The sequence below is a fragment of the Amycolatopsis roodepoortensis genome (genome assembly GCF_024628825.1).
Classification (GTDB): Bacteria; Actinomycetota; Actinomycetes; order Mycobacteriales; family Pseudonocardiaceae; genus Amycolatopsis; species Amycolatopsis roodepoortensis.
Window position 1 is genome coordinate 6,332,521 of record NZ_CP102415.1, and the last position, 15,060, is coordinate 6,347,580.

Below are 15,060 nucleotides of genomic sequence, written 5' to 3' on the forward strand. Positions count from 1 at the left end.
TTCACCGCGCGTCAAGTGATGTTCCGCACCTCCCACAGCGCGGGGAACAAGGGCGTGAACACGCCACGGCGCAGATAGACCGCGCCGGACGAACCACCGGTTCCGGTCTTGTCGCCGATGATGCGCCGGGCCATCGTCGAATGCCGGTAGCGCCATTCGGTGAAGATCTGGTCGAGGTCGACCATGCGCTCGCACAGCTGCGCCACCACGCCGTCCTCGCGGTACGCCTTCGCGATCGAAGGCGCCGCCGTCTCCGGGGATTCGCCGGGCAGTACCGGAAACCCCTGCGCGGTGAGGTAGCCGGCGAACGAGTCGAACAGGGGCGGCCTGGTCATCGCGGTGATCAGCCGCTCCCGGTCGGACGTGCCCTCCGGGAACTTGTCGAACACGCCGGGGTCACGCCTGCCGAGGACGACCTCGATCTCGCGGAACTGCGCGGAGTAGAACCCGCTGCCGCCGAGGTCGTCCCGGAACCGGACGAACTGCCCCGGTGTGAGCGTGTCGAGCACGTCGATCTGCCGGAGCGTCACCCGCACGATCGCGATGAGCCGCCCGATGGTCCGCAGCGCCGCTCCCGGCTCGCCTTGCCCGAACGCCCGCGCGAGCTCGGCGAACTCGTGCAGCAGCTGCTTGAACCAGAGCTCGTGCACCTGGTGCACGATGACGAAGAGCAACTCGTCGTGTTCGCCGGTGTTGGGCTGTTGAAGCTCCAGCAGTTCGTCGAGGGCGAGATAACCGCGGTAGGCGGTGTGGGCTGCTTCGTCGGCAGCGGTCATGCCGCGCGCCTCCCTGATTTCTCTTCGGTGGCAACGGGTATGGGTGCGGGTACCGGGGCGGGGACCCGGCGGGACTGCCTCAGCACGCGCAGCATCATGGCGGGCTTCATCAGGCTCGTCGCGGGCTCGACCAGCCCGGCGACCCGCATGAAGGTGCCGGTGACCCGGCCGTCCCTGGTCGCGGCGCGCTGCACGCGGCCCATGTAGGCGTTGGCGATCCGGACCTGCGCCGGACGTTTCCCTTCGACACCGGGGAAACTCAGGTCACCCGACGCGGAGATCTGCCACGGGACGTCGATCTCCGCGGAGATGTCCTTGAAGAAGGCCAGTGCTTCCGGGGCCTTCCCTTCGCGTAGGTGGTTCCGCAGGGTCAGCGCCGTGAGCGCGGCGACGGTCATGCCCTGTCCGTAGACCGGGTTGAAACTGCACACGGCGTCGCCGACGACGAGCAGACCGTCCGGGAACCCGGTCAGCCGTTCGTAGTGACGGCGGACGCTCGCCGGGTACCGGAAGGCGACCGCGTCGCCGAGGGGTTCGGCGTCCTTCATGACGTCGTACACGTCGGGGACTTCGAGCGACTTCGCGAACGCCATGAAGCCGGCTTCGTCGGTGGGCGCACTGTCGCCGAGCACGCCGGTGAGGGAGACCATGAACTTGCCGCCCTCGATCCGCGAGAGGAACGCGCCCCGCGGATGCGACGGAGTGGACACCGGGTTGATCGACAGATCGTCGCCGAGCGGTCCGCCGTCCGGCAGCCGGTACACCCGTGTCGTGTAGGTCAGGTCGATCCTGACCCGGTCCTCTTCCGGTGCGGCGTAACCGAGTTCGGTCAGCCACGCCGGGGTCCGCGACCCGCGCCCGGTCGCGTCGACCACCAGATCGGCCACCAGCCGCTGATCGGTTCCCGAGGCACCGTCCCGGATCTCGACGCCCTCGACCCGTGAGCGGTCCTCGGACAGGATCGGCCCGAGCACCGTGTGGCCATCCAGCAGCCGGACGTTGCCGATCGCCTCGACGCGGTCGCGGACGAGACCTTCCAGCACCGGGCGCGCGGCCGACACACAGACCAAACCGGTGTGCGCGGGGGAAAGCCGCCTGCCGTTGAAGTACCAGCGAAGTTCCCCGAGGTCGCCGGTGGGGACACCGGCCTCGACAGCGGCTTCGGTGAACCCGTCGAACAGTTCGTCGAGGATCTGCTGCCCTCTCGCGAGCAGCCCGTGCACGTGCCTGCCCTGCGGCACCCCACGGCGTGCCGTCCGCACACCGTGCAGCTCGTCCCGGTCGACGATGACGACGTCCGCGTAGGACTCCGACAGGACCCGGGCGGCCAGCAGACCGGCCATACTGCCACCGAGAACGACCGCGCGCTCTCCTACTTGCTTGCCCACCAGGGCCTCCCTGTGTTCGTCCTGCATTCGGTCGGTCGCCGGGACGGCCGCTCAGTCGTCCGTGCCGAAGAACTCGATCACCGACGGGGCCACGGAGGCGGCGACCAGGTTGTGGTCTGCCTCGGGCAGGGTCACCGCGCGCGCCCCGGGGATCCTCGAAACCACCTCGGCGAGGGAATCCTGTTGCCACTGCGGGCTTTTCTCGCCCGTGACGCCCAGCGTCGGCACAGTGATCCGCGAGAGCCGGTCGGGCACGTGGCAGTCGCCGATGATCTCGCCGTCGTAAGGCAGGGTGTGCGCCAGACCGACCAGATGCGGCCACGCCTCGGACTGCTCGATGCGGCCGACCGAGTCCGGTTTGAACCCGACCGCGTTGATCATGAAATGCTTGACGGCGTCGCCGGGCCGGTCGTCGCGGATGTGCTCCGCGAGGTCGGACCGGTACTTCTGGTCGAGGCGCTCACGCGAGCCCTCCAGGATGTACGGCGGCTCGTAGGCGACGAGCTTCGTGATCCCGTCCCCGCGCAACGCGACGTCGAAGGCCAGCACCGCCGCGGTGCAGTGGGCGAAGACGTGGGCGCGGCCGCCGGCCTCGGCGATGACCGCCTCGAGGTCTTCCTGTTCGCGCTCGACCGCGTACGGGGCGGTGTCGCCACTTTCCCCGCGGCCGCGGCGGCTGACGTTGAACACCTCGAAATTCGGGGCCAGCAGCTCCGCCAGTTCCGCGGTGGCCCAGTGGTCGCAGAGCGCTCCGCCGAGCAGGACCACGGGATGACCGGCGCCGATCCGCTGGACCGTGATCGCGGTGCCGTCGCGCGAAAATACCTTGTCCATGGCTCCCCAAAGGGTCGAGGTCTCCCGGACGCCGTCGCACCGCGACCGCGCCACCGGATTTTTCATCCCGGTGATGGAAATCGTCACATGTTCGCCGGCGCGGAGACTTCTTCCCGACTGCTTGGTGGTTCCCGGTCCGGGCACGCAGCCGAGAAGACGTGCCCGGCCGTGCCGGACGGTTAGCGTGCTCGCCGGGGGAGCACTGTCGTTTTCGATGATCGGAGTCGTTATGAAGCCCTTCCGCCTCGCAGTGCCGGAGGCCGACCTGGCGGATCTGCGTCGCCGGATCGGGCAGACCCGCTGGCCCGACGAACTTCCCGGCGTCGGCTGGGATCGCGGTGTCCCGCTCGGTTATCTGCGCGAGCTGGCGGAGTACTGGGCGGAGGAGTTCGACTGGCGCGCGGTGGAAGCGAGGATCAACGAGTTCCCGCAGTTCATCACCGAGATCGACGGCGAGGACGTGCACTTCCTGCACGTCCGGTCACCCGAACCGGACGCGACCCCGCTCGTGCTGACGCACGGCTGGCCCGGTTCGTTCGCCGAGTTCCTCGACGTCATCGGGCCGCTGGCCGACCCGCGCGCGCACGGACTGGATCCCTCGATCGCCTACCACGTGGTCGTTCCGTCCATCCCCGGCTACGGGTTCTCCACGCTGCGCGAGCCCGGCTGGGACGTGCCGAGGATCGCGGGCGCCTGGCGGGAACTCATGGCACGCCTCGGATACGACCGCTACGTCGCGCAAGGCGGTGACGCCGGTTCGCCGATTTCCTTGGTACTGGGGATGATCGACCCCGAACACGTGCTCGGCGTGCACGTGAACATGTTGATGACCTTCCCGTCGGGCGACCCCGCGGAACTCGAAGGCATCTCCGAAGCCGACGGCGCGCGACTGGCCGGGCTCGGCCGGTTCGACACCGAACTCTCGGGCTACATGAAGGTGCAGGCGACCCGGCCGCAGACGATCGCCTACGCCCTCACCGACTCGCCCGTCGGCCAGCTGGCCTGGATCGTGGAGAAGTTCCGTGAGTGGACCGATTCGGCGGAGCTCCCCGAGGACGCTGTCGCCCGGGACCACATCCTGACGGGTGTGACGCTGTACTGGCTGACGGCCACCGCCGGCTCGTCCGCCCAGTTCTACTACGAGGGCGCGGACGCCGTCCGCCAGGCCGCGAGCGGCGCGGTGCCGCCCCCGGTACCGGTGCCGGTCGGCGTCGCGGTGTTCCCCCGCGACATCTTCGTGCCGGTGCGCCGCCTCGCGGAACGCGACATCCCCAGCATCACGCACTGGACCGAGCACGACCGGGGCGGGCACTTCGCGGCGCTGGAGCAACCGGATCTGCTCGTGGCCGATCTGCGGGAGTTCACGCGGAAGCTCGTGGCCGGGGCCGGACGGGACGCGCGGGCCGCTTGAACCGGAAGGCCGAAGGGCGCTTTCCCCGTGACTTATGCGGGGGAAGCGCCCTTCGTCTCGTATGCGGCCCCGGCGGGCGGATCGTCCACAGGGGACACAAAGCGGCGATCGAGTGCCGGATTCATGCCCGTATGAACCGTTGCGTGTGGGATCGTGAGTGGCGTTTCGGGTTCTGGCGGACTCGCGTTCACCTAGCTGCTGGGTCCGTCACGTCGTCTGACACCGGACGTGCACGGCACGGCCTTGATCAGTCCGGCGCAGGTTGTGAAAGCCACTTTCGCAACCTTCAACGTTGCGAAAGTGGCTTTCACGACACGAGCATCCCGACCCAGTGGCCCCAGCGGTCCCGGTGGCATCGAGCGTCGCGAAAGCCACTTTCGGGACACCAGACGTCCCGAAAGTGGCTTTCGCGACACAGCGCAGCGAGTCATCTGAATACCCAGGGCTGCCGGGCCGGCACGATCCCGCACCACCCACGCGCAGGTCAGCGGTGGGTAGGTGAATGCCGGTCCGCTCCAACCGTCCTCACCACTCACGACCCCACGACCCCACGCGGAAGCCGCGCAAAGCACCCGAAACAGTGAGAAATCGCGTCCCTTATGGACAGTCGGGGTCGCGATCGACTCCCCGGGGCAGTCCAGGCCGCGCCGCGAGGGCCCGGAAAACCCGCTCGACACGAGACTTGACCGCACCCTGTTCGACCTGCCCCCGGGCTACCCGGATCGTCAGGGCGGGACACGCTCACCGACCCGGCGCAGCGGGAAGCCGCCCGCGGAGAACGACCCAAGTGACCCACGACCGAGCTCAGGCGTCTTCCGCGCCCATCATCAGCGCGGCGAGGTCCTCCGGCGCGAGGAACGACGGCGGCGGCGGAGTGCCCCAGCTGAAGAAGCTCAGCGCGCCCTCGAACACCTCCGGCTTCCACAGCTCGTCGTCGAGGATGCAGTCCGTGTCGCTGTAGTACTCGCTGAAGTTGCCGGCGGGATCCTTGAGGTACCAGAAGAAGTTGGACCCGACGTGATGCCGCCCGAGGCCCCAGACGTGCCGTTCCGGATGGTCCTCCAGCATCGACGTCGCGCCGCGGCCGACCTCGTCGACGTCGTCGACCTGCCAGCCGGTGTGGTGCAGGTAGGTCACCGGGGAACGCAGGAGCAGCAGATTGTGGTGCTCCGTCGTGCACCTCAGGAACGCGCCCGCGTTCCGGATCAGGTCGCTGACCTTGAAGCCGATGCCTTCGACGAAGAACTTCTGGGAGATCGCGAAATCGGTCGAACCGAGGACCACGTGCCCCAGCCGCTTCGGCCGCACCCGGTCGTCGCGCAGCACGCCGGGCGCCCGCGTTCCCGGTCGTTCGATCCGCCCGTTGGCGTTGTACGGCGTCGGGGCGCCGGCGGTCTGCCGGATCCGCGGCTCGATCTTCAGCGTCACCTCGGTCCCGGTGGCCGGGTCGGTGCCGACCAGCCCGCCTGGCACTCGGCGGTGGGCGGCGCCGATCCGCTCCAGGTTCGCCTCGGCCCGGCCGAGGTCGTCCTCGTCGTCGACGGAGACGGTCATCCCCGCCAGTCGCCGGAACCTGGACGGCACCAGCCGCAGCTGACGTCCACCGTCCACAGTGGAGTACCAGCCGTCCTCTTCCCTGGCAAGGCCGAAGTCGTCGTAGTAGGTGGAGGTCTCCGCGAGATTGGGCACCCCGATGGTGACCGATCCCAGCCTGTGCAATGTCACGCGGCAGCTCCCTTTCGCCTCCGGCACGGACGGTTCCCCACTGGTCAGAATACCGGAGTGAATACGCGTTCCGGGTGCTCGTGAAAGGTGTGACAATCCAGGATAAGCGTCCTCTCGTGGCAAACACGGAGTAGGACGAGCTGTCTCCGGAGGGCTAATATCGGATGAAAACACGGGAATGTTCGCCGAGAGTGAGGATGCAGCAGTGACCGCCTCCGAAGTCGTCTCCCGAGAGGAATGGACAGCAGCTCGCGCCGCGTTCCTCGCCAAGGAGAAAGAATTGACCAAGGCGCGTGACGAGATCAACGCGCAGCGTCGCGCGCTGCCCCGGATCCTGGTCGAGAAGGACTACACGTTCCAGGATCCGGAACGGGGCGAGCTCTCGTTCTCCGATCTTTTCGAGGGCAGGCGGCAGCTCATCGTCTACCACTTCATGATGCTGGGGCCCAGTGAGGAGTTCTGCACGAGCTGCTCCTTCTGGATCGACAACATCGGGCACCTCGCGCATCTGCACGCCCGCGACACCACGCTGATCATCGACTGCCCGGCTCCGCTGGAGAAGATCCAGCCGTTCAAGGAACGCATGGGCTGGACGGTGCCCTGGGTCTCGTCGCTCGGCTCGGATTTCTATCAGGACTTCCACGTTTCGCTCGGCAGCGGCGTCCAGCCGCCCGGGATCAGCGCCTTCGTCCGTGAAGGCGAAACGATCCAGTACGCGTATTCGACCCACGGCCGCGGCAGCGACCTGCTGAACACCACCTACAACTACCTCGACCTGACACCGCTCGGCCGTCAGGAAGAGGGACTCGGCTTCACCCAGGAATGGGTCCGCCACCACGACCGTTACGAGAACGCCGACCGGTGCGGCGTGTGCGAACACGCCGCGAGCTGAAAGACCGAAAGGGCCGTACCCGGATGGCTGCCGGGTACGGCCCTTTCGTCGTGGTCGATCAGTACGGCGAGCCGACGCTGGCGATCTCGAACTTCGCCAGGTCACCGCCCTTGATCTCGGTGAACTGCTCCGGCGGGTTGGCGACCGCGCGCCAGGAGTTCAGCACCTCGTCGGATTCCCAGCGCTCGAACAGGTTCACGCGCTCGGGGTCCACCGCGTCCGCCGTGATGGCGAAGTCCAGGCATCCTTCGAACTTCCGGGCCCGCGAGATGACGTCCTCGTGCAGCTTGACGTACTTGTCCCGATCGGCGGCGTCGATCTGGAAGTATCCAGCGACGATGATCATTTTCTGTCCTTTCGTAGAACTTTTCAATCCTTGGCCGAAACGGTCTCGGCTTCGGAGTCTTCCCGGGTGGCGGTGTCTTTCGCGTCCGGTGCGACATCCTGCCCACCGCCGGCGCTCTGGTGCGAAAGCGGCGGAATCTGGCGGAACGACTTGATGCACAGGGTAGCCAAAAGAACGAACAACACCGCGCCGACGAGCGCGACGATGTTCAGCCCACTGGTGAACGCGCTCCTCGCCGATTCGAGCAGTTGCGAACCCGCGGGTTCACCGAGTCCCGGCGCGACGGCGAGGGCGTTGGTGACGCTTTCCTTCGCCGCGTCCGCACCCGGGGGCACGACGACCTGGCTGGTGTAGACCGCGGTCCCGACGGTGCCGAACAGCGCGATACCCGCCGCCACACCGAATTGCCCGCCCATCTCCATGGACGCCGACGCCGCGCCGATCTTCTCCGGCGGCGTGTTGCCCATCATGAGCTCGTAACCGAGCGCGGTGCCCGGGCCGATGCCCGCCATCGCCAGCGCGAACCCGATCACCGTGAGCGTCAGGCCGTCGACGGACGAAACCTGCGTGAGCAGGCCGTAGCCGATGGCCGCGACCAGCAGGCCGACGCTCATCACGTACGCGGGCCGGACCTGTCGCCCGATCCCGCCGCCGAGCATGATGGCGACCACCATGGCGAAGCCGGTGGGCACCAGCCAGAGACCGGCGGCCAGCGGGGAAAGCCCGACCACGGTCTGCAGGTAGAGGCTCACCATCAGCAGTCCGCCACCCTGGATGGCGCCACCGCCGATGCTCAGGATGAACGACGAGCGGAACACCCGGTGGGAGAACAGCCCGAGGTCGATCATCGGGTCGTCCAGCCTCTTCTGCCGGACGATGAACAACGCCCCGAAGACCAGGCCGACGACCATCGACCCGACCAGCAGCGGCTTCCAGCCCTCACGGGCGACCTCGGTGATGCCGTAGATGAGCGGCAGGATCGTGAGCAGCGAGAGCAGAACGCTGCCGAGGTCGATCTTCCGCCCGCCGGGTGCCTTGAACTCCGGCAGCACCGAACCGCCGGCGACGAGCACCAGCAGGACCACCGGCACGGCGAGGAGGAACACCGAACCCCACCAGAAGCCCGACAGCATCAGACCGCCGACGATGGGACCCAGCACCGAACCGCCCATGAAACAGGCCATCCAGATCCCGATGGCGGCGGATCGCTGCTTCGGGTGCTGGAAGATGTTGCTCAGCAATGCCAGAGACGAGGGTGCGAAGGTGGCGCCCGCGATGCCGAGCAGCGCCCTGGACACGATCAGCATCTCACTGCTGGTCGAGAACGCCGCCAGGAGTGACGCGATCCCGAACGCCGCGGCGCCGATCATCAGGATCTTGCGCCTGCCGATCCGGTCACCCAGCGCGCCCATGGTGGGCAGGAAGCCCGCCAGCAGGAAACCGTAGATGTCCAGGATCCACAGCTGTTCGGTGCTGCTCGGCGCGAGATCCGCCGTGATGTGCGGGGTCGCGAGCACCAAGACGCTCAAGTCCACCGACATCAGCAGGGTCGGCAGTGCGAGCAGGAACAGCCCGAACCATTCCTTCCGCCCTGCCAGGACGGGCGCATTGCCCGTCGTTGTTGTTGCGTCCATCAACCTTCCTTTCTCTGGGGCACGGCCCGGCGACGATCAGTTGATCACCGCTGGAGAAAATCGCCGCTCGTCCTTCTCAGCTCGTCGAAGGAGGAGAGATCCGGAGCGGTCCAGCCGTCCAGGTCGTATTCGGCCAAGCACTCGCGGACGAAGTCCTTGTACCCGTCGACCTGCCCCGAGACGACCTGAGACATCATGAGTTCGATCCGGGTGTTCTCATGGTTTCCCGAGTAGTTGCGCTCGTACAGTTCGTGCCTGCCACCGAATTCCGAGCCGATGGCGTCCCAGAGCAGCTTCATCACCTTGACCCTGGCCACCGAATCGGTTCCGTTCGAACCGCGGACGTACCGGTCGAGATAACCGCGGATCTCCGGATTGCGGAAATCGTCGGCACTGGAATTGAGATAGATCAGGCCGCTGGCGACGTCCTGCATCACGATCTCCTTGATGCGGGAATAGCCCAGCTGCATGAACCAGCGGTACGCCATCCCGTACTGGGGGTTCGGCAGGACCGCGCCGTTCTTCCAGGGCACCGGGTTGCGGGCCGCCGCGTCGGACAAGCCCTGGAACAAGGTCCGCCACGCCAGTACCTCGCCGAGTCTGGTCTGCACGCCGCGGAAGTCCTTGGAGCCGGTCAGTTCCAGCGCTTCGAAGAGCAAGCCCGCCAGGAACTCCAGCTTCACCGCGAGCCGGGTGCAGCCCTGGAACATCGCGCGTTCGTTGAACCCGGAATGGCCGGTGAACATCTGCATCTTGCCGATGTTCCCGTAGACGAAGACGTTCTCCCACGGCACGAGCACCTTGTCGAAGACGAGGATGCTGTCGTTCTCGTCCATTCGCGCGGACAAGGGATAGTCGAAGGGACTGCCCATCACCGCCGCGGTGGCGGCGTAGGAGGTGCGGCAGATCAGCTTCACACCGGGCGCGTCCATCGGCACCGTCGCGACGAGCGCGAACCGCTTGTCCTTGACCGGCATGCCCTGGTTCGCGATGAAGTTGTAGTGGGTCATCGCCGAAGCGGTGGCGACGACCTTCGCGCCACTGATCACGACACCCGCGTCGGTCTCTTTTTCCACGTGGACGATCACGTCGCCGATCTCGTCCGGCGGCTTGCTGCGATCGATCGGCGGGTGCACGAAGGCGTGGTTCCAGAACAGCACCTTCTCCTGGGTTTCCCGGTACCAGCGATCGGCGTTCCCGGTGAACGGCGCGTAGAAGTCGGCGTTGGCCCCGAGGGTGCCGAGGAACGACGCCTTGTAGTCCGGTGTCCTGGTCATCCAGCCGTAGCTGATCCGGGCCCAGCCCGCGATCGCGGCCTGGTCCGCGACCAGGTCCTCGGCACTGCGCGGAGTGCGGAAGAACCGGTGGGTGAACCCGTCGCTCCCGGTGTCGGTCGGCGCGGTCAGCGTCGCCTGGCGTTCCGGATCGTGCAGCGCGTCGTAGAGCCGCGCCGTCATCCTCGCCGGGTTGGCGAAGGCCGGATGCCGGGTGACGTCCTTGACCCGGTCGCCGTAGAGGAAGACCTCACGGCCGTCCCGCAGCGATTCGAGGTACTCGTCCCCGGTCAACGGGCGGGTCTTCCGGGGGGCGGGTCCGGTGCTCATCGCGCCTCTTCCACCGAGAGCGGGGTGTCGGCATCGGTGACCACAGTGGACAGAATCGCGCGGAACTCCTCGACCAGGCCGGCGACGGTGTCCTCCCGGAACTCCTGCCGGTCGTACTTCACGCTGCCGAAGATCCCGTGCTCCGCGTCGACGTCGAGCGTCCAGAGCATCCCGTTGGGGATGTCGGAGGAGATCGCCTGGCCGAGAACGCGGTGCCGTACCTCGGCGTACTTCGCGGTGGCGCCGAGCTCGCCGTCGGCGCCGAACGGGTGCTGGAACACCTGCAACGCGCTGACGGCGACCCCCGGGGTGGCGAAGGTGCTCGGCAGCTCGGGGGCCTCGCCGACGAGATGGGCGAAGGGAATGTCGTTCACCTGCGCCTCGATGCACGTGGCCCGGGTGCGCTGGAGGACGTCGCGCAGGGTCACGCAGCCTTCGAGATCGGTCCGCAGCGGCAAGAAGTTGAAGAACGGGCCGACGGTCTCCTCGAAGCGTTCGTCGAGCCTGCCGGAGGTGATGGTCGGCACGACGATGTCCGTCGCCGAAGTCCGGCGCGCGACCAGGACGTTGTAGGCGGTCTGCAACACCATGAACGCCGACGCGCGGGAACTCCTGGCGAGGCGCACGGTGGCGTCGGTCAACCCGGGATCCAGCACGAATCGGAAGGTCGAAGTCACCTTGTCCGGGCCGGGAACGACGGCGGCGTCCGCGGGCAGGCCGAGCAGACGCGCGTCACGCAGCTTGTCCCGCCAGTACGCGCGGGCCCGCTCGTGTGCCGGCGAACTGCTCGCTTCCCGTTGCGCGACACCGAACTCCCGGTACTGGCGCACCTCGGGAAGCCGGGCCTCGCGTCCTTCGGCCCGCGCGCCGTAGTACTCGGCGATGTCCCGCATCAGCAGCCGCATCGACCAGCCGTCGGTGCCGATGTGATGCCCGACGAGAACGAAGAGGGATTCCTCGTCGGACAGCCTGCCCAGCACCGCCCGCAGCAACGGCGGATGGACGGCGGAGATCGTCCCCGCTTCCACGACGCCGAGGAACTCTTCGACGCGGTGTTCCGACCCGGTTTCGGGGACGTCGACCACCTCAAGCCCGGGGGGCGAGGGCGGGCGGACCTCCTGATACCGGTCGGTGGAGGGCCGGTTGATCACGGTGCGCAGCGCCTCGTGCCGGGTCACCACGTCGCCGAGCGCCGCACGAAGCAGGTCGATGTCGACCGAGCCGAGCAGCCGCCAGCCGCGGACGTTGTGATACCGCGGGCCGAACGGTCCTTCGTCGGCATCGACGTTGTCGTCGAAACCGCAGAGGAACTCCTGCGTGTGGGAGAGCGGGTAGCGGCGCGATGCCGCTTCGTCCACTTCGGACATTTCGTGAACCTCCTCGAGGTGTGTCACGCGGCGTTCTCGCCGACCGCCCGGTCGGCGGACTCCTGGTCGGCGACGGCCTCGTAGAGCGCTTGGATGTTCCCGCTGCCGAAGGTCTGGGCTCCGAGCCGTTCGATGATCTCGACGAAGAAGGTGTTGCGCGGGTGCACGGATTTGGCGAAGATCTGGAACAGCTGGCCGTCGTGGTCCTCGTCGACGAGGATGGAAAGCCGTCGCAGCTCGTCGACCGTGTGGCCGACCGGGGAGAGCCGGTCGGCCAGCCTGCGGTAGTAGGACTCCGGCGTGCTGAGGAAACCGATCCCGTTGCCGTTGATCGCGTCCACCGCCCGCACGATGTCGGTCGCGGTGAACGCGATGTGCTGGACGCCGGCGCCGCCGTGGTCGCGGAGGAACCGGTCGATCTGCCCCGGCGCCCGGCTGACGTCGGGTTCGATCACGGTGAAGGTGACGGCGCCCGAGAGGCTTTCGACCACCTTCGAGTTCATGGCCTGGGCGCCGACGGAGATCTTCTCGGTGAAGACCGTCCGGAAGTCCAGGACCCGCTCGTAGTAGGCGACGGTCGATTCGAGCTGCCCGGGCGGAACGCAGACCGCGAAATGGTCGACAAGGCCGAGGTCGACGTCGGCCGCGGAGGGGTCCTCGACGGCACGGAACCCCGGCAGCGTCCGGACGTCCACAGTGGAGGGACGCTGGACGAAGGTGTGGGTGAGGTCGCCGAAGCCGCCGATGGTCGCGGTGACGACGCCGTCGGTCTCGGCCACCCCGGCCACCGGGCGCGCGCCCCTGGCGACGGCGTCGTCGAAGGCGGCGGCCGCGTCCGGGACACCGAGCGCGATGTCGCCCACCCCGTCGCCGTGCCGGGCAAGGTAGAACGAGCCGGCCTGGTCTTCGCTGCGGGGCTCGGCGAGGATCAGCCTGATGTCGCTCCGGCCGACCGCGATCAGGCGCGTGCCGTCCGGGCCGCCCGTGTACGACTCCGCGTAGGGCGCGAGTCCGAAACCGCCCGCCAGCCAATCGGCCGTGGCGCCGGCGTCGGAGGTGTAGATCTTCACGTGGTCGACCGTGAGGTCGTCGAAGGTGGCCATGTGGCTGTTCCCCTTGTGGTCGCGGGTCATTTGTCTTCGGCCGTCAGCTCCGCCACGTGTTTGGCGAGCAGCGCGACCGTCGGGAGGTCGAAGAGTTCCGCGACCGTGATGCGGACCCCGAGCTCACCTTCGACCCGCAGGACGAGCCGGGCGGCGTGCAGGGACTGGCCGCCGATGTCGAAGAAGCTGTCGTCGAGGCCGACGCGTTCGGCGCCGAGCACCTTGACGAAAATCCCGCACAGCGTCTCTTCGACAGGATTGCGCGGCGCGCGATAGCCGTTGTCCGCGCCGAACACCGGCTCCGGGAGCGCACCCCGGTCGATCTTCCCGTTCGCCGTCACCGGCAGTTCGCCGAGCGACTGGAAGGACGCGGGGACCATGTAGTCGGGAACCTTTTCGGCGACGTACGCACGTAGTTCGGCCAGGTCCACCTCGGCGGCGCCGGGGACGACGTACGCGGCCAGCCTGCGCTCGCCGTTCTCGAGCGCGCCCACGACGAGAGCGTGTGCCACGTCCGGGTGCTTGCCGAGTACCGCTTCGATTTCCGAGAGCTCGACCCGGAAACCACGGATCTTCACCTGGCTGTCGGTCCGTCCGGAGAACTCCAGCGCGCCGTCCTCGCGGGTGCGGACCAAGTCGCCGGTACGGAACATGCGCTCGCCGGCCGCGCCGGAAGGATCGTCCACGAACCGCTCGGCGGTGAGATCGGGACGGCCCGCGTAGCCGCGTGCCACTCCGGCGCCTGCCACGTAAAGCTCGCCAACCTCCCCGTCGGGAACGGGCCGCAGGTCGCCGTCGAGCACGTAGGTCCGGGTGTCGTCCATCGGACGGCCGATCGGGATCGTCTCGGTGACCTCGTCCGGGCCGTCGAAGGTGGCATAGGTGGAGAACAGCGTCGTTTCGGTCTGGCCGTACATGATCCGGACCCTGATACCTGGACAGGCTTCGAGTACCCGGCGGACCGCGGCGGACGAGACGACGTCCCCGCCGGTCATCACCTCCTTGACCGTCGCCAGCGATTCCGGCGCTTCTTCGGCCACCACACGGAAAAGACCGGCGGTCAGGTGGACCGACGTGACCACCTCCGCGGCGAGGATCCGCCGCACCGCCTGGAGGTCGAAGGTCCCCGGCGGGGCGAGCACGACCTCGCCGCCGCGCAGCAGCGGGCCCCAGACCTCGAAGGTGGACACCCCGAACGCGTAGGGCGCGACCATCAGGACCTTTCCGTGGACCGAGGGGTCCCAGCAGGAATCGCCGAGGAGACTCAGCACGGAGCGGTGGGTGACTTCGACGCCCTTCGGCCTGCCCGTCGACCCGGACGTGTAGATGACGTACGCCAGGCGCTCGTCGTCCGGGCCGGGAAGCGGTGCCTCGTAAGGCTGTTCCGCCGCCGGTTCCTGGTCGACCACGACGACGTGGCCGACGGACGGCAGCTCGCCACCGCTCATCGCCGTGTCGGTGAGCAGGACCCCGGCGCCGACGTCGTCGACGATCCACTGCATCCGGTCGAGCGGGTAGGCGCTGTGCAGCGGGAGGTAGGCGCCGCCCGCCTTGAGCACGGCGAGCAGGGCGACGATGAGGTCGGGGGAGCGGTCCATCAGCACGGCGACCGGGGACTCGGCGGTGACGCCGAGATCGCGGAGCCTGCCCGCCAGCCGAGCGGCCCGTGCGTCCAGTTCCGCGTAGGTGACGGCCGAGTCGCCGGACCGCACCGCGACGGCGCCGGGGTGGGTTCGCGCGCGGGCCGAGAAGGCCTCCTGGATGGACGCGACGGTCATCGAAGTCTCCAATCCGTGAATCGGGTGGTGACCGAAAGACCCACCACCTGAGCGTTTCCCAGGCTTTCACCGGGCCACAGGGGAGAACGTCTTCTCGGTTGCGAGCCGCCCGCCCCGGTGGGCCGTGTCGTGGATCGCCCGGACCCGGACATCGGAACGCCTCCTTGGCCTGCTTCACACATCCAACGCACGCGAACGCGTT

At 68.0% G+C, this 15,060-nt stretch carries 12 protein-coding genes; 2 read left to right on the top strand and 10 right to left on the bottom strand.

Translation table 11 applies throughout. From position 1 onward, the window contains the following. Positions 1-11: 11 nt before the first annotated feature. From NQK81_RS30250 to NQK81_RS30260, 3 genes are read right to left on the bottom strand one after another with little or no spacing between them, the layout of a single operon-like run. Positions 12-776 carry a tryptophan 2,3-dioxygenase gene (locus tag NQK81_RS30250; RefSeq protein WP_257484200.1) on the bottom strand — a complete coding sequence of 255 codons (765 nt, stop codon included), beginning with the start codon at positions 774-776 and terminating at the stop codon, positions 12-14. Then, a complete protein-coding gene (locus NQK81_RS30255) occupies positions 773-2,164 on the bottom strand; it encodes an FAD-dependent oxidoreductase (protein WP_257484201.1) in 1,392 nt (463 codons plus the stop codon). The genes NQK81_RS30250 and NQK81_RS30255 overlap by 4 nt, the downstream gene beginning before the upstream one ends. 51 nt (positions 2,165-2,215) lie before the next feature. Next, positions 2,216-2,998, bottom strand: coding sequence for an alpha/beta fold hydrolase (locus NQK81_RS30260; protein ID WP_257484202.1), 783 nt, complete (start codon positions 2,996-2,998; stop codon positions 2,216-2,218). Between the two features lie 229 nt (positions 2,999-3,227). Here NQK81_RS30260 and NQK81_RS30265 point away from each other — a divergent pair, with 229 nt between their 5' ends. After that, positions 3,228-4,409, top strand: a complete 1,182-nt coding sequence (locus tag NQK81_RS30265; RefSeq protein ID WP_257484203.1) for an epoxide hydrolase family protein — start codon at positions 3,228-3,230, stop codon at positions 4,407-4,409. Between the two features lie 804 nt (positions 4,410-5,213). Here the strand turns inward: NQK81_RS30265 and NQK81_RS30270 are convergent. Continuing rightward, a complete protein-coding gene (locus NQK81_RS30270) occupies positions 5,214-6,134 on the bottom strand; it encodes a VOC family protein (RefSeq protein ID WP_257484204.1) in 921 nt (306 codons plus the stop codon). Positions 6,135-6,339: 205 nt separating this feature from the next. On the opposite strand from NQK81_RS30270, the gene NQK81_RS30275 reads away from it, so the two are divergent. Then, positions 6,340-7,026, top strand: coding sequence for a DUF899 domain-containing protein (locus tag NQK81_RS30275; protein WP_192743613.1), 687 nt, complete (start codon positions 6,340-6,342; stop codon positions 7,024-7,026). A gap of 58 nt (positions 7,027-7,084) precedes the next feature. On the opposite strand, the gene NQK81_RS30280 is transcribed toward NQK81_RS30275, so the two are convergent. From NQK81_RS30280 to NQK81_RS30305, 6 genes are read right to left on the bottom strand one after another with little or no spacing between them, the layout of a single operon-like run. Then, positions 7,085-7,372, bottom strand: a complete 288-nt coding sequence (locus tag NQK81_RS30280; RefSeq protein ID WP_192743612.1) for a putative quinol monooxygenase — start codon at positions 7,370-7,372, stop codon at positions 7,085-7,087. 23 nt (positions 7,373-7,395) lie between these two features. Further along, complete coding sequence (locus NQK81_RS30285) at positions 7,396-9,006, bottom strand: MFS transporter (protein ID WP_192743611.1); 1,611 nt, start codon at positions 9,004-9,006, stop codon at positions 7,396-7,398. A gap of 44 nt (positions 9,007-9,050) precedes the next feature. Next, positions 9,051-10,610, bottom strand: a complete 1,560-nt coding sequence (locus NQK81_RS30290; RefSeq protein ID WP_257484205.1) for a 4-hydroxyphenylacetate 3-hydroxylase family protein — start codon at positions 10,608-10,610, stop codon at positions 9,051-9,053. Next, positions 10,607-11,977: a condensation domain-containing protein gene (locus NQK81_RS30295; RefSeq protein ID WP_257484206.1), complete on the bottom strand. Its 1,371-nt coding sequence runs from the start codon at positions 11,975-11,977 to the stop codon at positions 10,607-10,609. Before NQK81_RS30295 ends, NQK81_RS30290 begins: the two co-directional genes overlap by 4 nt. 23 nt (positions 11,978-12,000) lie before the next feature. Then, the gene (gene hppD, locus NQK81_RS30300) at positions 12,001-13,080 is read right to left on the bottom strand and encodes a 4-hydroxyphenylpyruvate dioxygenase (RefSeq protein WP_257484207.1); all 1,080 of its coding nucleotides are present in this window, start codon (positions 13,078-13,080) and stop codon (positions 12,001-12,003) included. A gap of 26 nt (positions 13,081-13,106) precedes the next feature. Beyond that, positions 13,107-14,858 carry a non-ribosomal peptide synthetase gene (locus tag NQK81_RS30305; RefSeq protein WP_257484208.1) on the bottom strand — a complete coding sequence of 584 codons (1,752 nt, stop codon included), beginning with the start codon at positions 14,856-14,858 and terminating at the stop codon, positions 13,107-13,109. Positions 14,859-15,060: the final 202 nt, after the last annotated feature.